Annotated in this window: 15 protein-coding genes; 4 read left to right on the forward strand and 11 right to left on the reverse strand. The window is 63.2% G+C overall.

All coding sequences use genetic code 11. From position 1 onward, the window contains the following. Positions 1 to 16: 16 nt before the first annotated feature. Entirely contained in the window at positions 17 to 1,489 is a 1,473-nt protein-coding gene (betB, locus tag AC07R1_RS13485) for a betaine-aldehyde dehydrogenase (protein ID WP_011063942.1), read from the reverse strand. A 108-nt stretch (positions 1,490 to 1,597) separates the two neighbouring features. Further along, positions 1,598 to 2,191, reverse strand: coding sequence for a transcriptional regulator BetI (betI, locus tag AC07R1_RS13490; protein WP_011063941.1), 594 nt, complete (start codon positions 2,189 to 2,191; stop codon positions 1,598 to 1,600). A gap of 486 nt (positions 2,192 to 2,677) precedes the next feature. On the opposite strand from betI, the gene AC07R1_RS13495 reads away from it, so the two are divergent. Next, positions 2,678 to 4,630 (forward strand): BCCT family transporter, encoded by a 1,953-nt coding sequence (locus AC07R1_RS13495; RefSeq protein ID WP_225368821.1) that lies wholly within the window; start codon positions 2,678 to 2,680, stop codon positions 4,628 to 4,630. Positions 4,631 to 4,796: 166 nt separating this feature from the next. Here the strand turns inward: AC07R1_RS13495 and choV are convergent, their stop codons facing one another. The 3 genes from choV to AC07R1_RS13510 all read right to left on the reverse strand — a co-directional run bounded on the left by choV (position 4,797) and on the right by AC07R1_RS13510 (position 7,844). Further along, complete coding sequence (choV, locus tag AC07R1_RS13500; RefSeq protein WP_011063939.1) at positions 4,797 to 5,975, reverse strand: choline ABC transporter ATP-binding protein; 1,179 nt, start codon at positions 5,973 to 5,975, stop codon at positions 4,797 to 4,799. After that, the gene (choW, locus tag AC07R1_RS13505) at positions 5,972 to 6,817 is read right to left on the reverse strand and encodes a choline ABC transporter permease subunit (RefSeq protein ID WP_019095263.1); all 846 of its coding nucleotides are present in this window, start codon (positions 6,815 to 6,817) and stop codon (positions 5,972 to 5,974) included. Before choW ends, choV begins: the two co-directional genes overlap by 4 nt. 70 nt (positions 6,818 to 6,887) lie before the next feature. Then, complete coding sequence (locus AC07R1_RS13510) at positions 6,888 to 7,844, reverse strand: choline ABC transporter substrate-binding protein (protein ID WP_011063937.1); 957 nt, start codon at positions 7,842 to 7,844, stop codon at positions 6,888 to 6,890. Positions 7,845 to 8,271: 427 nt separating this feature from the next. On the opposite strand from AC07R1_RS13510, the gene AC07R1_RS13515 reads away from it, so the two are divergent. Together AC07R1_RS13515 and gbdR are read left to right on the forward strand one after the other, a co-directional pair. After that, positions 8,272 to 9,648, forward strand: a complete 1,377-nt coding sequence (locus tag AC07R1_RS13515; protein ID WP_011063936.1) for an L-serine ammonia-lyase — start codon at positions 8,272 to 8,274, stop codon at positions 9,646 to 9,648. A gap of 412 nt (positions 9,649 to 10,060) precedes the next feature. After that, positions 10,061 to 11,164 carry a choline metabolism transcriptional regulator GbdR gene (gene gbdR / locus AC07R1_RS13520; RefSeq protein WP_011063935.1) on the forward strand — a complete coding sequence of 368 codons (1,104 nt, stop codon included), beginning with the start codon at positions 10,061 to 10,063 and terminating at the stop codon, positions 11,162 to 11,164. On the opposite strand, the gene aac(6') is transcribed toward gbdR, so the two are convergent. Both aac(6') and AC07R1_RS13530 read right to left on the reverse strand, forming a co-directional pair. Then, positions 11,165 to 11,611: an aminoglycoside 6'-N-acetyltransferase gene (gene aac(6') / locus AC07R1_RS13525; RefSeq protein WP_019095262.1), complete on the reverse strand. Its 447-nt coding sequence runs from the start codon at positions 11,609 to 11,611 to the stop codon at positions 11,165 to 11,167. It lies immediately after the preceding gene. Positions 11,612 to 11,673: 62 nt separating this feature from the next. Further along, positions 11,674 to 11,937: a hypothetical protein gene (locus AC07R1_RS13530; protein WP_015637320.1), complete on the reverse strand. Its 264-nt coding sequence runs from the start codon at positions 11,935 to 11,937 to the stop codon at positions 11,674 to 11,676. A 314-nt stretch (positions 11,938 to 12,251) separates the two neighbouring features. Here AC07R1_RS13530 and AC07R1_RS13535 point away from each other — a divergent pair, with 314 nt between their 5' ends. After that, on the forward strand, positions 12,252 to 12,680 hold the full coding sequence (locus AC07R1_RS13535; RefSeq protein ID WP_495110604.1) for a DUF4952 domain-containing protein: 429 nt from the start codon (positions 12,252 to 12,254) through the stop codon (positions 12,678 to 12,680). A 254-nt stretch (positions 12,681 to 12,934) separates the two neighbouring features. On the opposite strand, the gene AC07R1_RS13540 is transcribed toward AC07R1_RS13535, so the two are convergent. From AC07R1_RS13540 to cdhC, 4 genes are all read right to left on the reverse strand, one after another. Then, entirely contained in the window at positions 12,935 to 14,095 is a 1,161-nt protein-coding gene (locus AC07R1_RS13540) for a gamma-butyrobetaine dioxygenase (protein ID WP_065365102.1), read from the reverse strand. Positions 14,096 to 14,119: 24 nt separating this feature from the next. Continuing rightward, positions 14,120 to 14,596, reverse strand: coding sequence for a thioesterase family protein (locus tag AC07R1_RS13545; RefSeq protein WP_103408019.1), 477 nt, complete (start codon positions 14,594 to 14,596; stop codon positions 14,120 to 14,122). A gap of 108 nt (positions 14,597 to 14,704) precedes the next feature. After that, positions 14,705 to 15,670, reverse strand: a complete 966-nt coding sequence (locus tag AC07R1_RS13550; protein ID WP_019095258.1) for an L-carnitine dehydrogenase — start codon at positions 15,668 to 15,670, stop codon at positions 14,705 to 14,707. Between the two features lie 159 nt (positions 15,671 to 15,829). Next, entirely contained in the window at positions 15,830 to 16,717 is an 888-nt protein-coding gene (cdhC, locus tag AC07R1_RS13555) for a 3-dehydrocarnitine:acetyl-CoA trimethylamine transferase CdhC (protein ID WP_019095257.1), read from the reverse strand. Positions 16,718 to 16,737: the final 20 nt, after the last annotated feature.

Consider the following 16,737-nt stretch of genomic DNA (forward strand, 5'->3'; position numbering starts at 1 on the left):
TGTAGCTGACAGCTGCTTAGAACACCGAGGCGTAGTCGCCCAGCTCGACCTGCACCGACTTGATGCGGGTGAAGTTGTTCAGCGAGCTGATGCCGTTCTCACGGCCCACGCCCGACTGCTTGTAGCCGCCAACCGGCATCTTGGCGTCGGACTCGCCCCAGGCGTTGATCCAGCAGATACCGGCTTCGAGCTGATGAATCACGCGGTGAGCGCGGTTCAGATCCTTGGTGACCAGGCCGGCAGCCAGGCCGAAGTCGGTGTCGTTGGCGCGGCGGATCACTTCTTCTTCGGTTTCGTAGGTCAGGATCGCCATGACCGGGCCGAAGATTTCTTCACGGACGATGGTCATGTCGTCGGTGCAGTCGGTGAACACGGTCGGTGCAACGAAGGCGCCCTTGGCGAATTCGCCGTCGGTCAGGCGCTCGCCGCCGCACAGTACGCGGGCACCTTCTTCTTTACCCTTGGCGATGTAGCCCAGCACGCTTTCCATGTGCGGGAAGCTGACCAGCGGGCCGAAGTTGGTGTTTTCGTCTTCCGGGTTGCCGATGCGGATGCGCGCAACGCGCTCGGCGATCTTGGCTTCGAAAGCGGCTTTCAGGTGGCTCGGCACGAACACGCGAGTGCCGTTGGTGCAGACCTGACCGGAGCTGTAGAAGTTGGCCATCATGGCGGTGTCGGCGGCGCGATCCAGGTCGGCGTCGTCGAAGATGATCAGTGGCGACTTGCCGCCCAGTTCCATGGTCACGTCTTTCAGCGAGGAGCTGGAAGCGCTGGCCATGACCTTCTTGCCAGTGTCGGTGCCGCCGGTGAAGGAGACCTTCTCGATGCGCGGGTGCTCGGTCAGCCAGGTGCCGACTTCGCGGCCGCTGCCGGTCAGGACGTTGAACACGCCATCCGGCAGGCCGGCTTCGGTGTAGATCTCGGCCAGTTTCAGGGTGGTCAGCGAGGTCACTTCGCTCGGCTTGAAGATCATCGCGTTACCGGCCGCCAGGGCCGGTGCGGATTTCCACAGGGCGATCTGGATCGGGTAGTTCCACGCGCCGATACCGGCCACTACGCCCAGGGGCTCGCGACGGGTGTAGACGAAGGAAGTGGTGCGCAGCGGGATCTGCTCGCCTTCGATGGCCGGTACCAGGCCAGCGTAGTATTCCAGCACGTCGGCGCCGGTGACGATGTCCACGTACTTGGTTTCGGAGAAGGCCTTGCCGGTGTCCAGGGTTTCCAGGGCGGCCAGTTCGTCGTTGCGCTCGCGGAGGATTTCCACGGCGCGACGCAGGATGCGCGAACGCTCCATGGCGGTCATGGCGGCCCAGATCTTCTGGCCTTTCTCGGCGCTGACCACGGCGCGTTCCACGTCTTCCTTGGTCGCACGCTGCACTTGTGCGAGAACTTCACCGTTGGCCGGGTTGATGGCATCGAAAGTGGCGTCGCTGCCGGCATCGGTGTAGCCGCCGTCGATGTAGAGTTTTTGCAGTTCGAAACGGGCCATAGTGTCCTCGCAAGTGCATTAAGTAGTGGGCTTGACCACCGGGCATGCCCCTAAGTTCGGGGCGCGCTGATCAGTGGCGGTTCAGGGGCCGAGCGTCTCTTTTGTGCTCTAGCGCTCCTGCTTAGCCAGTTGTAGATCCATGTATTCGTAAGCGATCCGTATCGCCTGGTCGGTGTCGAATGCATCACCCGACAAGGCACCACGCAGCCACAAACCGTCGATCAAGGCCGCCAGGCCGCGGGCTGCCTTGCGCGCATGGTAGAGCGGCAGGGCACGACGGAACTGGCAACACAGGTTGGAATACAAGCGGTGGTCGTTGATCCGCTGCAACCTGTGCAAATCGGGCTGGTGCATGCTGGAAGCCCAGAAGGCCAACCAGGTTTTCATTGCCGGGCCGTTCACCTGGCTGGCATCGAAGTTGCCCTCGATGATCACTTTCAGATGAGCGCGCGGGCTGTCGTCCGTCAGGGCCTGGCGGCGTGCTCTGACGCCTTCGTTGAGCATGCTCATGATGTAACCCATCGTCGCTGCGATCAGGCCGTTCTTGTCCCGAAAGTAGTGACTGATGATGCCGTTCGAGACACCGGCCAAACGGGCGATCAGCGCAATGCTGGCGTCCCCCATTCCGACCTGATCGACCGCTTGCAGCGTGGCTTCGATCAATTGCTGGCGGCGTATGGGTTGCATACCGACCTTGGGCATCTGATACCTCTCCTTAGGCCTGTCGATTGGCGTATGACGCCCGTCGACTTGTGGGCCAGTCTATTTTGTTTTGATTGAACGTTCAATCAACAAAGAATAAGATCTGCGACAAATCGTCGCTGCCTGGGGAGTTTCTCCTGCTCGCAGATGGCGGAAAAACGACCTCCGAAAATGCCCGAAACTTACACGCGGCATAGCGTGGACCGGCAAGAGAGCACACGTGTTGAAGGGGCAGGACGCTCCGGGTTCCAGGCGACGAACTGCAGGTTCGTCACCGGCCCCGGATGCGGTTGCGCAACGCGGCTTTTGCGGTTTCGGGTGTTTTCGGGGTGTCTTTATAACACCCGATGATCGGCTGCCAACTAACCGATTGGTCGGGTGCCGTGTTGCCTTGTGTCCTTCTCTCGCACTGCCCGGAGCATCTGCGCAATGAGTTCTGCCTCTCTTATAAAGACCCCACCGGAGAAGGTGCGGGTCAACGGTTGGGTGTTCTACACCTCCACCGCGCTGATCCTGTTGTTGACCGCCATTCTGATCATCGCCCCGCAAGAGGCCGGCCGACTGCTGGGCATTGCCCAGGCCTGGTTGTCCCGCAGCTTCGGCTGGTACTACATGGTGGTGATCGCCGCTTACCTGGTGTTCGTGGTGGGCCTGGCGTTCTCCTCCTACGGCAAGCTCAAGCTGGGGACCAAGCAGGACACCCCGGACTTCAGCTACGGCGCCTGGGCGGGGATGCTGTTTTCCTCCGGCATCGGCATCTCGCTGCTGTACTTCGGTGCTTCCGAGCCCCTGGACCACTACTTCAACCCGCCGGAAGGCGTACCGGGCAGCAACCTGGCCGCACGCCAGGCGCTGCAGCTGACGTTCCTGCACTGGGGCCTGCACGGCTGGGCCATCTATGCCCTGGTGGGCCTGGCGGTGGCGTACTTCGCCTATCGGCATAACCAGCCACTGGCGCTGCGTTCGGCGTTGTACCCGCTGGTGGGCGAGCGCTGGGTCAAGGGCGCGGCCGGCCACGCGGTGGACGGTTTCGGCATGTTCGTGACCCTGCTGGGCCTGGTGACCAACCTCGGGATTGGTTCGATGCAGGTGTCTTCCGGCCTGGAAAACCTGTTCGGCATGGAGCACAGCAACACCAACCTGCTGATCGTGATCATCGTCATGAGCACGGTGGCCACCATCGCCGCGGTGTCCGGCGTGGAAAACGGCATCCGCCGCCTGTCCAACCTGAACATCGTGCTGTTCAGCGGCCTGCTGATCTTCGTCCTGCTGTTTGGCCCGACCCTGCACCTGCTCAACGGCTTCGTGCAGAACATCGGCGACTACCTGAACGGTGTAGTGCTCAAGACCTTCGACCTCTATGTGTATGAGGGCGACAGCGCCAAGTCCGATCGCTGGCTGGGCCTGTGGACCCTGTTCTACTGGGCCTGGTGGATTTCCTGGGCGCCATTTGTAGGCATGTTCATCGCGCGTATTTCCCGTGGTCGCACCGTGCGTGAACTGGTGGCCGGCGTACTGCTGATTCCCCTGGGCTTCACCCTGGCCTGGCTGTCGATCTTCGGTAACTCGGCTCTGGATCTGGTGGTCAATCAGGGAGCCGTGGAGTTGGGCAAGACAGCGTTGGAACAGCCGTCCATGGCGATCTACCAACTGCTCGAGCACTACCCGGCCTCGAAGATTGTCATCGGTGTGTCGATCTTCGTCGGCTTCGTGCTGTTCCTGACCCCCGCCGACTCCGGGGCGGTGATGATGGCCAACCTTTCGTGCAAGGGCGGCAACGTCGACGAAGACGCCCCGCACTGGCTGCGGATCTTCTGGTCGGTGGTGATCACCCTGGTGACCATCGGCCTGCTGTTCGCCGGCAACTTCGAAGCCATGCAGACCATGGTGGTGCTGGCCGGCCTGCCGTTCTCGGTGGTGCTGATCTGCTTCATGTTCGGCTTGCACAAGGCCATGCGCCAGGACGTGCAGATCGAGCAGGAACAGGCGCAACTGGCCGAGCGTGGCCGCCGCGGTTTCAGCGAGCGCCTGAGCCAGCTGGACCTGCAACCGACCCAGTCGGTGGTGCAGCGCTACATGGACAAGCACGTCAGCCCGGCCTTGCAGGAAGCGGCGGCGCAGTTGCGCAACCTGAGCCTGGAAGTGCAGACCAACCTGGGCAAGTCGAAGAACCTGCTGGGCCTGCGCGTGGAAATGGATGAAGGCAATCCCTTCGTCTATGAAGTGAGCCTGGACGGCTACCTGGCGACGCCTAGCGAATCGACCCAGCCGGAAGGGGCCGACAGCGAAGTGCGCAGCCGTTTCTACCGCGCCGAGGTGTATCTGCACAACGGCAGCCAGGAATACGACTTGATGGGCTTCACCCAGGAGCAGATCACCCGGGATGTGCTCGATCAGTTCGAAAGCCATCGGCAGCTCCTTGGCCGTGTCTATAGCTGAGTGAAAACCGCCCCATCCTTGTAGGAGCCGGCTTGCCGGCGAAGGCGTCCTCAAGGGCGCTGCAAGGCTTCAGGGCCTGTTCGCTGGCAAGCCAGCTCCTACAGAAGGGGGTGGGTGGTTAAAGCAAAACGCCGCGATTGCTCGCGGCGTTTTTTGTGTCTGCTGCTTAACCCAGGTTCTTGCCGAGCAGCGCGTGGTAGAGCTCGCTGTCGCCAAGGATGCCCACCACTTTCTGGTTGTCGTGGAGCACCAGTTTGTTGCCGGTCTGGTAGCGGATCTGCAGGGCATCGCGCATGCCGATGCTGGAGTCCACCAGGGTCGGGCGTCGGCCCAGTTCTTCCACGGCTTGCCCCGGAACCCAGTTCTGCAGGTCCAGCTGCGAGCCGTTGCGGCGTGCGCCCTTGATGGTGTTGCCTTCGGCCAGGTCGAGCCAGGAATCGCCGCCCGGGTCCAGGCATACCGAGCCGTTGACCCGCTTGCAGTTGTCCAGGCTGCGCATCAGGCTGCGCCCGCACAGCACGTTCAGTGGGTTGGTGTGGGCAACGAAAGTCCGTACATAGTCGTCCGCCGGGTTGAGCACGATTTCTTCCGGGTTGCTGTACTGGATGATCCGTCCGTCTTTCATGATGGCGATGCGGCTGCCCAGCTTCAGGGCCTCATCCAGGTCGTGGCTGACGAAGACGATGGTTTTGCTCAGCTTGCGTTGCAGCTCCAGCAGTTCGTCCTGCAGGCCCTGGCGAATCAGCGGGTCGAGGGCCGAGAAGGGTTCGTCCATCAGCAGGATATCGGCGTCCATGGCCAGGGCACGGGCCAGGCCCACGCGCTGCTGCATGCCGCCGGAGAGTTCGTCGGGCTTCTTGTTGCGCCACTGGGTCAGGCCCACTAGCTCAAGCTTCTCGTCCACCAGCTTGCGCCGTTCCTTTTCCGGGCGGCCCTGCATCTCCAGGCCGAAGCTGATGTTTTCGCGCACGGTCAGCCAGGGCATCAGGGCGAACTTCTGGAACACCATGGCGATGCGCTTGGTGCGCATCATCTTCAGCTCGGCGGGGCTGCAGGAGGCGATGTCGATCTGCTTGCCTTCATGCTCGACGAACAGCTTGCCGCGGCTCACGGTGTTCAGGCCGTTGATGCAGCGCAGCAGGCTCGACTTGCCGGAACCGGAGAGGCCCATCAGCACGCAGATCTCGCCTTTCTCGATGTCCAGGCTGGCATTCTCGACGCCGACGATCTGCCCGGTCTTCTTCAGGATCTCGTTGCGGGTCATGCCCTGGTCCAGCAGCTTGAGGGGCTCGCGCGGGTCCTTGGAGAAAATCACGTCGACCTTGTCGAAGCGGATAATGCTCATGCGTCACCTCCTACTTTGGCTTCAGGTTGCTTGCAGATGCGGTCGAGCATGATCGCCAGCAGCACAATGGCCAGGCCGGCTTCGAAGCCCAGGGCGATATCCGCGGTATTGAGGGCGTTGACCACCGGCTTGCCCAGGCCATCGGCGCCCACCAGGGCGGCGATCACCACCATCGACAGCGACAGCATGATGCACTGGGTAATGCCGGCGGCGATGCTCGGCATGGCGTGGGGCAGTTCAATGCGCGACAACAACTGACGGCGCGAGCAGCCAAAGGCCTTGCCGGCGTCCATCAACTCTTGTGGAACATCGCGAATGCCCAGGTAGGTCAGGCGGATCGGCGCGGCGATGGCGAACACCACCGTGGAAATCAAGCCGGGCACCACCCCCAGGCCGAACAGGGTCAGGGTCGGGATCAGGTAGACGAAGGTGGGCACGGTCTGCATCAGGTCCAGCACCGGCCGCATCATGGTGTAGAACAGCGGCTTGTGCGCCGCGACTATGCCCAGCGGTACGCCGATGAGCACGCAGACCAGGGTGGCGAACAGCACCTGGGCCAGGGTTTCCATGGTTTCCTGCCAGTACCCCAGGTTGAGGATCAACAGGAAGGACAGCACGACAAAGGCGGTCAGGCCCCATTTGCGCTGGATTAGGTGCGCCAGCAGGGCAATCAGGCCGATCAGGGCCAGGGGGTTGAACCAGGTCAGCGCGAACGTCACGCCGTGGATCATGGTTTCCAGGGTGGTAGCGATCGCGTCGAAGGTGCTGGCGCCGTGCTTCGTCAACCACTCGACGAAAGCCGCGATGTACTGGCCCAGGGGGATTTTCTGATCAGTGAGCATGGTATTGAACGTCCGCATGCAAGGGAAAAACAGCCCGGGCGGGCGAGCCCGCCCGGCGTAAGCGCACTACTTAATTTGAAGCTTGTGCAAGCTTGGCTTTCACGGCCTCCAGGCCAGGTTTACCGTCAATGGTGGTCACGCCGGCGAGCCAGGTATCGAGCACCTGAGGGTTCTGCTTCAGCCAGGCCTTGGCGGCCGCCTCAGGCTTCATCTTGTCGTCCAGCACGTTGCCCATCAGGGTGCTTTCCATGTTCAGGGTGAACGACAGGTTCTTCAGCAACTGGCCGACGTTGCTGCACTCTTCGGCATAGCCCTTGCGGGTGTTGGTGTAGATGGTGGCCTGGCCGAAGTTGGGGCCGAAGAACTCGTCGCCGCCGGTCAGGTACTTCATCTTGAAACGGGTGTTCATCGGGTGCGGTTCCCAGCCCAGGAACACCACCGCGGTGTCACGGCGCTGTGCGCGCTCGACCTGGGACAGCATGCCTGCCTCGCTGGATTCCACCACCTTGAAGCCGGCGTCCTTCAGGCCGAAGGCATTCTTGTCGATCATGGTCTGGATGGTGCGGTTGCCGTCGTTGCCCGGCTCGATGCCGTAGATCTTGCCGTCCAGTTCCTTCTTGAACTTGACGATGTCGGCGAAGTCCTTCAGGCCCTTGTCGTACAGCGACTCGGGCACCGCCAGGGTGTACTTGGCGTTTTCCAGGTTGGCCCGCAGGGTGGCCACGGTCCCGGCGTCGCGGTAGGGCTTGATGTCGTTTTCCATGGTCGGCATCCAGTTGCCGAGGAACACGTCCATGTTCTTGCCGTCGGCCAGGGACTTGTAGGTCACGGGCACGGAAATCATGGTGGTCTTGGTCTTGTAGCCCAGGGCGTTGAGCACGACGCTGGTGGTGGCGGTGGTCACGGTGATATCGGTCCAGCCGACATCGGAGAAGTTTACGGTGCTGCATTGTGCCGGTTCTGCGGCTTGTGCCAGAAGCGGCAGACTCAGCATGGCGGCCAACAACAACGACGGGGAACCTTTCATAGGGGGGACTCCTGGATGTTTTTTTGGCGGCGTTTGGACCGCGCTTATAAGTGTGGCGGTTGGTGTGTCGGGAACAGCTCTACCACCGTGCCTTGCAATCGAGTCGAGACTGATCATGTACCAGTGAAAATCTGTCGCCTACAGGGTGCGTCGTATCCAGTACAGGGAGGGTCGCATCCAGTGTCGGTGAGGTCGCTTACAGTGTTTTCGAGCGATTTTTCCTACAACTGAGCCGCAAAAAACGCCCAAAACCCCTGCGTTGCGCCTGGCGGCGTTAGTGGGCATGAGTGAGTCGGTGTCAGACGTCGTGGGCCTTGGCAAAAGCCTGATGATGCGCCCTTCTCGGCGGATTGCAGCTTGAGCGTAGCAGCTCCGTCAGAGGGCGTTTCCGGCGCCCGGACAGTGCTCAACCAGGAGTTACGCAGCAATGGCTATCAGTGTTTTCGACCTGTTCAAGATCGGCATCGGCCCCTCCAGTTCCCACACGGTCGGGCCCATGCGCGCAGCGGCTTTGTTCGTCCAGGTATTAAAGGAAAGGCAACTGCTGGAGCAGGTACGCCGGGTCGAGGTGCAGCTCTTCGGTTCGCTGTCCGCCACCGGCATCGGCCATGGCAGCGACAACGCGGTGATCATGGGCTTGATGGGGGAGTGGCCGGACGCGATCGACCCGTCGCTGATCGGCACGCGCATCGAGCTGCTGCGGGAAACCGACACCCTGTTGCTGGACGGGCGGCTGCCAGTGCCTTTCATCTGGGCCCGGGACATGCAGCTGGTGGACCGCAACCTGCCGTTCCACCCCAACGCCATGACCCTGGTGGCCGCGGGCGAAGAGGGTGAGCTGCACCGCGATACCTACTATTCGGTGGGCGGCGGTTTTGTCGTCGACCAGGCCCAGGCCGACAGCGGTGTGGCGGACCTGGACCGCAGCGAGCTGCCTTACGATTTTTCCAGTGCGGTGGAACTGCTGGGCCTGTGCCAGAAGCACAACCTGCGGGTCGCCGAACTGATGCTGGCCAACGAGAAGGTCTGGCGTTCGGAAGAGGAAATCCGCAGCGGCCTGATGGCGCTCTGGCGTGCCATGCAGGACTGCGTGGAGCAGGGGCTCAAGCACGAGGGCATCCTGCCTGGCGGGCTCAATGTGCGTCGCCGCGCGGCCAAGTTGCACCGTAGCCTGCAGGAACTGAACAAGCCCAATGTGATCGGCTCCACCCTCAGTGCCATGGAGTGGGTCAACCTGTTTGCCCTGGCGGTGAACGAAGAGAACGCCGCCGGCGGACGCATGGTCACCGCCCCCACCAACGGCGCGGCGGGGATCATTCCGGCGGTGCTGCATTACTTCATGAAGTTCAGCGAAGACGTCACCGACGCCAACGTGGTGGATTTCTTTCTCGGCGCGGCGGCCATCGGCATCCTGTGCAAGAAGAACGCCTCCATCTCCGGTGCCGAAGTCGGCTGCCAGGGTGAAGTGGGTTCGGCCTGCGCCATGGCGGCGGCCGGGCTGGCGGAAATTCTCGGGGCGACCCCGGAGCAGTTGTGCAACGCCGCGGAGATCGGCCTGGAGCACAACCTCGGCCTGACCTGTGATCCGGTGGGCGGGCTGGTGCAGGTGCCGTGCATCGAGCGCAACGCGATTGCCGCGGTGAAGGCGATCAATGCCGCGCAAATGGCCTTGCGCGGCGATGGCCAGCATTTCATTTCCCTGGACCGGGTGATTCGCACCATGCGTGATACCGGCGCCGACATGCACGACAAATACAAGGAAACCTCCCGTGGCGGCCTGGCGGTCAGCGCCGTGGAGTGCTGATTGCCGGCGCGCACAAATCGCTCACATGCCCAGGGGCGCGCCACCTTTTAGCGCGTCGTGAATAGACAAGTCGCCAACCGGGCCGGGCAGCCCCCGTGCCCGTGGCCCGGTTGTGCTTTGAGTGACACTCGCCCGCCCCTGTGCGAAGTGCCTGCCGCGCAAGTGCTACCTAACTGCTCACAGCTCTCTGGGCCTGGCCATCGCACGCCGACGGCGGCGCTTCTTATCCGCACATTGACAAGGGCTATGTAGACACGTCGCGACGTCGTTTTCAGGAGTTATTGAATGCCCATTCAACTTTAGGCATGGCAATTGCTCTGTGAATATCAAGCCCGTCTCCCTTGAGGAACAGGGCACATAAAAAGAGCCTCCGCCTGAGGCCATCACCCGCTTTGTGTGAGGAGATATCGCGATGACGTCGTTCAACTCCGGGGCCCAACCCCAGAACCGTGCGCCTCAATCCATCGGCTTTCTGCTGCTGGACAATTTCACGCTGATTTCCCTGGCCTCCGCAGTCGAACCCCTGCGCATGGCCAACCAACTGTCCGGTCGCGAGCTGTATCGCTGGACCACCCTCAGCGTCGATGGTGGCCAGGTCTGGGCCAGTGACGGTCTGCAGATCACCCCCGATGCCGCGATGCACAAAGCCCCCAGCCTCGATACCGTGATTGTCTGCGGCGGTATCGGCATCCAGCGCACCGTCACCCGCGAACATGTGTCCTGGCTGCAGAGCCAGGCCCGCCAGTCGCGCCGTCTGGGCGCGGTATGTACCGGCAGCTGGGCCCTGGCCTGCGCCGGCCTGCTGGACGGCTTCGATTGCAGCGTGCACTGGGAATGCCTGGCGTCGATGCAGGAAGCCTTTCCCCGGGTGGCCATGAGCACCCGCCTGTTCACCCTCGACCGCAACCGCTTCACCAGCTCCGGCGGCACCGCGCCGCTGGACATGATGCTGCACCTGATCAGCCGCGATCATGGCCGCGAGCTGTCGGCGGCGATCTCGGAAATGTTCGTCTACGAGCGCATCCGCAACGAGCAGGATCACCAGCGCGTACCCCTCAAGCACATGCTGGGCACCAACCAGCCCAAGCTGCAGGAAATCGTCGCCCTGATGGAAGCCAACCTCGAAGAGCCGATCGACCTCGACGAACTGGCGGTGTACGTCGCCGTGTCCCGGCGACAGCTGGAGCGGCTGTTCCAGAAGTACCTGCATTGCTCGCCGTCGCGCTACTACCTCAAGCTGCGGCTGATCCGCGCCCGGCAACTGCTCAAGCAGACTCCCATGTCGATCATCGAAGTGGCGTCGGTCTGTGGTTTTGTCTCCACGCCGCACTTCTCCAAGTGCTACCGCGAGTACTTCGGCATTCCACCGCGTGACGAGCGCATCGGTTCCAACACCACCCAGCAGGTGGCGATGATGCCGCTGCCGCAAGCCATGGTTTTGGCGCCGCTGTCCGGGCCATTGTCGGCCCTGAGCCAGGCACGCAACGAATCGACCTTCGCCAGCGTGCGCCTGTAGTCACAGGCGCTTCTTGAAATACACCACGCGCTCGGTTTCCTCGAAGCCCAGCGCGTGGTGCAGATCCTGGCTGGCCAGGTTGTCGAGGCTGGTGTCCGAGGCCATTTCCACGCATCCCTGTTGTTGCCCCCAATAGGCGACCTGCTCGATCAGGCGCTGGGCAATGCCCTGGCGACGATGCCCGGGGGCCACATAGATGCCTTCAAGAAAGACCACGGGGGAGCTGTCGGTGCCGTTGACGTAGTCGTGGCGCAATGCAGCCTCGGCCAGGCCCACGGCCTCACCGTTCTCGGTGCAGGCCAGCCAGCAGCCGTAGCGCTGGGGCTCGGCCAGAATCTGCTGGATTTCGGCCTGGTGTTCATCCTGCGGGCAATCGGGCCACAGGCCCTGGCGCAATTGCAGCCACCCGCCAGCGTTGGCGGATGAACCAGGTTCAATGGGGGTCATGAGCGGGCCTGTGGTTTGTGGAGGAAACCCACTTTAGCAACCCGCCCGGGCCCCGGGGGCGTTCACGCGCGTTTTTGCTGCTGGTACTCGGCCAGGGCCGGCAGCAGTTGGCGGTCGATGGCCTGGCGTACGGCAGGCAGGATGGTCGCATTGCCGGTGAGCATCTGCTCGACCATGCCCTTGAGCGCCTTGGCCCGTGCATCGCTCAAGCCCCTTACCGCACATTCGCAGGCCTGCTCGGCGCTGGCGCCTGCGGGCATTTCGAAACCCAGGGCCCGGAGTTGTCCCAGCAGGTCGTCCTGGTCAATCAGATCCGCGTGCATCATGACTCTTATCCTTGTTCAGGGAGCGTGGTCGTGAGCCGATTCTGGTAGGGCGTCCGGGTGGCGGCAAGGGCAGATTGTCGCGATGGCCCGTTTACCTATGAACAGGTCGTTTTCGGCTAAGTCGATGGCCATGGCCGGTTGCCACAGCGTTGGGAAAAGGCGGCGCAATCAAGTCTTGCGGCGTTTGCTTGTGAGGCCTCGGGCTTGCCTGAAGGGTGGGGTAATGAGCGCTCCTGCCGCGCAAAGACACTCTGTGCAAGCGCTGGGTGTTCGGTAGGATGGCCGCCGAGTGGCAAACCATGGAGCTGGAGTGGATGAAAGTGATGTTCAGAATGGGGTTCGCCTGTTTGTTGTTGATGGTTTCCGGCGCCGCTCTGGCCGCTCCCGAGTGCGGCGATTTTCTGAAGGCCATGACCGATCCACCGAAGTCCCTGGAGTTTTTCCGTTGTGAGTCGAGGCCCCAGGATCAGGGCGCACCGCTGACTGCCAGTTACCGGGTCAAAGGTAAGGACGCCCATGAGGTAGAGCGCTATCTGCAGCGGGAGTTGGGGGAGCAGGAGGGGCTCAGGTTTGTCTGCTGCGGCTGGGAAACGAAGGGTTTCATTTCCTATAGGGATAAAAAGACCGGGAGTAATTACCAGGTTGGCATGGGCTCTGAAGAGACGCCCTACAACCGGCGCCAGGATTGGCACAAGATCGGCTATTTCTATGTGACGGTGGTGCTGTATACCGAGGACATCTGAAGGCGTGGCAGTGGCCCTATTACCTATGAGCAGGTCGCTCTCGGCTAACTCGCGGGAAGGCAGAGTGGGCAGACTGAAACCAGCTCGCGTCGTGTCGGTTTGGTCACCTTCTCACCGCAGCTCCTCAGAAGTAGTCCCTGCCTCGATCCTGTCACGGCTTGATCGGGGCTTTTTTTGGCCTGTGGAAAGCTCTCCGGCAAGTTTCGCCGGCAAGCCGGCTCCTACAGGGGAGCCGGGGGCGGGTGGGGTGAGGATCAGCGCTGCAGCACCAGGATTCTGGAGAGCAGTTCGTCGCGGTCGATGTAGCAGCCCTGGAAGTGCCGGGCGCCGCTGGCCGGGTCGAAGGCGTTGCGCGCGTGCAGGGTGCGGCGGTTGTCGAAGCACCAGAGCTGGCCCGGGTCCAGGCGGCGGATGACCCGGAACCTTGCTTCGCGGGTCAGGGCGATAAAGCGCCGGTAGGCGCGGTACAGCCGGGGCATCTGTTCTTCCGTGGTGTCGAAGGGGCCACGCAGGAAATTGGCCATGCGGATTTCCGCGACCTGGCCCCGGGCATCCAGGGCGATGACCGGCGCCAGGCAGCGGTAGTCGCTGTGGCGGTCCTTGTTGCGAAACTCCACGGGAATTTCGCACAGGGCGCGGAACGCTTCGGGGTCTTCCCGGCGCAAGGCGTCGGCAATGGCGAAGCCGTCGACGAAAATGCTTTCGCCGCCTACCGCGTCATTCACCAGGCAATGCAGGAATTGCAGCCCCGGTTGCAGCTCGCGGGTCGGCAGGTCGCTGTGCAGCGGCAGATTGAAGGCGGTGTAGGCGTTGCTGTCGGCATCGGCCTTGGACTGCACGTTGAACAGCACGCCGAAATTGCTTTCGCGGATAAACGAAATACGCCGCGCAATCAGGGCCAGCGAGCCGGGTTCGGTGGGCGCGCCACGGACCTGGGTCAGGCCGGTATCGCGCAGGGCCAGCAGCCATTGCAGCAGCACCTGGGGGTCCTCCATCAGCGCCTGGTACTGGAACTCGGGCAGTTGCAGGCTGGCGTCCCACAGCGAGTGCCGGGCCTTGGCGGCCTGTCGTTCTTCGCGCGACTGTCGATCATAGGCATGGGCCCGCAGCCAGCCGGGGTCGAAGCGGCTGCGGTGGCCGTCCGCCCAGTCGAGGTTCAGGCAGCCGTCGGCATCAATGCGTGCGGCGTTGCACTCGAGGTCTTCGGCAACATCGACGATTTCCAGCACCTGTTCGCGGGTCACGCTGTAGACGCATTGCGGGCAAGGGCAGTTGTCCCGCAGCCATTGATGGTGAAAAGGGCTGAGACGGCCGTCGGCCCAGTGCACCTGGAGCCGGTCCGGCAGGACCTGGACAGTGGCCAGTGCGCTGATCAACGGGTAACTGCGGTAGTCGGCAAGGGCGGCGGTGTTCACGGCGATCTCCTTTTCTTCTGAGGGCTATTTTGCCGCGGGCAGGGCGATCACCCGGCCGAGGCAGGCCGGGCGCGGCAGGTCCGCCTGCTCGGCGGCCAGGGTTTGCAGGCGTTGCAGCACCGGCTCGCTGAACGGCGCCGAACGCGGCCCGGCCAGGTCGACGTGGAGCAGCATTTGCTCGTTGCCTGCCAGCTCCCGGGGATCATCGAGTCTGTGCAGGCTGTGGTAGAGGTGCAGGCGCTTGCGATCGTGGCCGATGACCTGGGTGCGCACTTCGACCTCGGTGTCGAGCTTCACCTCATGCAGGTAGTTCAGGTGCAGTTCCAGGGTGAACAGCGAGTGGCCGCTGGCTTCGCGGTTGTCGCTGTCGAGCCCCAGGCGATCCATCAGGGCGTCAGTGGCATAGCTGAAGATCAGCAGGTAGAAGGCATCGCGCAGATGGCCGTTGTAATCGACCCAGTCGCTGATGATGCGGGTGCTGTAGGTGGTCAGGGCAGGCATAAGGTCACCGGATAACGGTAGGAGCCGGCTTGCCGGCGAAGGTGTCCGTTGGGTTTGCGCCTGGCTTGGCGGCCCGTTCGCCGGCAAGCCAGTTCCTACGGGGTTGGGTTAGTCGTGAAAGTGCATGCCGTGTTTGGCCTTGGTGGTTTTCACCGCCTCCAGCACCGCCAGCAGGCAGTCATCACGATAGCGCTCCAGGGCCGCAATGCTGTGGGTGCCCAGTTGCTCGGCGGTGCCTTCGACCACGTCGTCGATCAGCTTGTCGGTCAGCTCCGGGGCCGGCAGGTAGGTCCAGGGCAGTTGCAGCGCCGGGCCGAACTGGGCCATGAAGTGGCGCATGCCGGCGTCGCCGCCCGCCAGGGTGTAGGTGAGGAAGGTGCCCATGAACGACCAGCGCAGGCCGGCGCCAAAGCGGATCGCATCGTCGATTTCCCCGGTGGTCGCCACGCCGTCGTTGACCAGGTGCAGGGCCTCGCGCCACAGCGCTTCGAGAAGACGGTCGGCGATGAACCCGGGTACTTCCTTGCGCACGTGAAGGGCGCGCATCCCCAGGGATTCATAGACCTTGATCGCGGCCTGGACCGCTTCGGGCGCGGTGCGCTTGCCGCCCACCACCTCCACCAGTGGCAGCAGGTACACCGGGTTGAACGGGTGGCCCACCACGCAGCGTTCCGGGTGGGTCGAGCCCTCGTAGAATTCGCTGGGCAAAAGGCCCGAGGTGCTGGAGCCGATCAGCGCCTCAGGCTTGGCCGCGGCGCTGATTCTGCTGTGCAGTTCCAGCTTGAGCTCCAGGCGTTCGGGAGCGCTTTCCTGGATGAAGTCGGCATCCTTCACGCACTCCTCGATGGTGTCGACGAAGCGCAGGCGCTGTTGTGATGCTCCGGGGGCCAGCCCTTGTTTTTCCAGCGCGCCCCAGGCGTTGGCGACGCGCTTGCGCAGGGCCGCTTCGGCGCCGGGCGCCGGGTCCCAGGCCACTACGTCGAGGCCGTGGGCCAGGGCTCGGGCCACCCAGCCGCTGCCGATCACGCCGCTGCCCAGGGCGGCGAAAGTTTTGATATCGGTAATAAAAGTCATCGCGTCTTCCTGGATAAAGAGTTCGTAGGAGCTGGCTTGCCAGCGAAGCTATTGGCGGCCTTGCGGGCCCCTTCGCCGGCACGCCGGCTGCTACGAGCTCGGATGTGACGGCCTCTTCGCGAGCAAGCTCGCTCCTACGGAGGGAGAGGTGGATTGGGGTCAGCCGCGTTGCTTCAGGCCCATTTTCTGCCGACCTTCGGCCGGGGTCAGGACCCGGGCGCCGAGGCGGCTGAGGATTTCCGTGGCCCGTTCCACCAGTTGGCCGTTGGTGGCGAGCACGCCGCGATCCAGCCACAGGTTGTCTTCCAGGCCGACCCGCACGTTGCCCCCCAGCAGCACCGCTTGCGCAGCCATGGGCATCTGCATGCGGCCAATCCCGAAGCCGGCCCAGACTGCGTCCGCCGGCAGGTTGTCGACCATGGCCTTCATGGTGGTGGTGTCCGCCGGGGCGCCCCAGGGAATGCCCAGGCACAGCTGGAACAGCGGGTTGTCCAGCAGGCCTTCCTTGATCATCTGCTTGGCGAACCACAGGTGCCCGGTGTCGAAGATTTCCAGCTCGGCCTTCACTCCCAGCTCCTGGATACGCTTGGCGCCGGCCCGCAGTTGGGCCGGGGTGGAGACGTAGATGGTGTCGCCGTCGCCGAAGTTCAGGGTGCCGCAGTCCAGGGTGCAGATCTCCGGCAGCAGTTCCTCGACGTGGGCCAGGCGGGTCAAGGGGCCGACCAGGTCGGTGTTGGGGCCGAACTCCATGGGGTTCTCGCCGCCGCCGATCTCCAGGTCGCCGCCCATGCCGGCGGTGAGGTTGACGATGATGTCGATGTCGGCCTCGCGGATCCGTTCCATCACTTCGCGGTACAGCGCCACATCGCGGCTGAACTTGCCGGTGGCGGGGTCGCGCACATGGCAGTGCACCACGGTGGCGCCGGCCTTGGCGGCTTCTACGGCGGCCGCGGCGATCTGTTTCGGGGTGACCGGCACGTGCGGGCTCTTGGCGGTTGTGTCGCCAGCACCGGTGAGTGCGCAGGTGATGATGACGTCGTGGTTCATGGTGCGGTTCCTTACAGGCG

Source organism: Pseudomonas sp. GW821-FHT07F01 (assembly GCF_059418825.1).

Excerpts from the sequence above, each read along its gene's own strand:
- betB (WP_011063942.1), bottom strand. The coding sequence starts at position 1,489 with ATGGCCCGTTTCGAACTGCAAAAACTCTACATCGACGGCGGCTACACC.
- betI (WP_011063941.1), bottom strand. The coding sequence starts at position 2,191 with ATGCCCAAGGTCGGTATGCAACCCATACGCCGCCAGCAATTGATCGAA.
- choV (WP_011063939.1), bottom strand. The coding sequence starts at position 5,975 with ATGAGCATTATCCGCTTCGACAAGGTCGACGTGATTTTCTCCAAGGAC.
- choW (WP_019095263.1), bottom strand. The coding sequence starts at position 6,817 with ATGCTCACTGATCAGAAAATCCCCCTGGGCCAGTACATCGCGGCTTTC.
- AC07R1_RS13510 (WP_011063937.1), bottom strand. The coding sequence starts at position 7,844 with ATGAAAGGTTCCCCGTCGTTGTTGTTGGCCGCCATGCTGAGTCTGCCG.
- AC07R1_RS13515 (WP_011063936.1), top strand. The coding sequence starts at position 8,272 with ATGGCTATCAGTGTTTTCGACCTGTTCAAGATCGGCATCGGCCCCTCC.
- gbdR (WP_011063935.1), top strand. The coding sequence starts at position 10,061 with ATGACGTCGTTCAACTCCGGGGCCCAACCCCAGAACCGTGCGCCTCAA.
- AC07R1_RS13530 (WP_015637320.1), bottom strand. The coding sequence starts at position 11,937 with ATGATGCACGCGGATCTGATTGACCAGGACGACCTGCTGGGACAACTC.
- AC07R1_RS13535 (WP_495110604.1), top strand. The coding sequence starts at position 12,252 with ATGAAAGTGATGTTCAGAATGGGGTTCGCCTGTTTGTTGTTGATGGTT.
- AC07R1_RS13545 (WP_103408019.1), bottom strand. The coding sequence starts at position 14,596 with ATGCCTGCCCTGACCACCTACAGCACCCGCATCATCAGCGACTGGGTC.
- AC07R1_RS13550 (WP_019095258.1), bottom strand. The coding sequence starts at position 15,670 with ATGACTTTTATTACCGATATCAAAACTTTCGCCGCCCTGGGCAGCGGC.
- cdhC (WP_019095257.1), bottom strand. The coding sequence starts at position 16,717 with ATGAACCACGACGTCATCATCACCTGCGCACTCACCGGTGCTGGCGAC.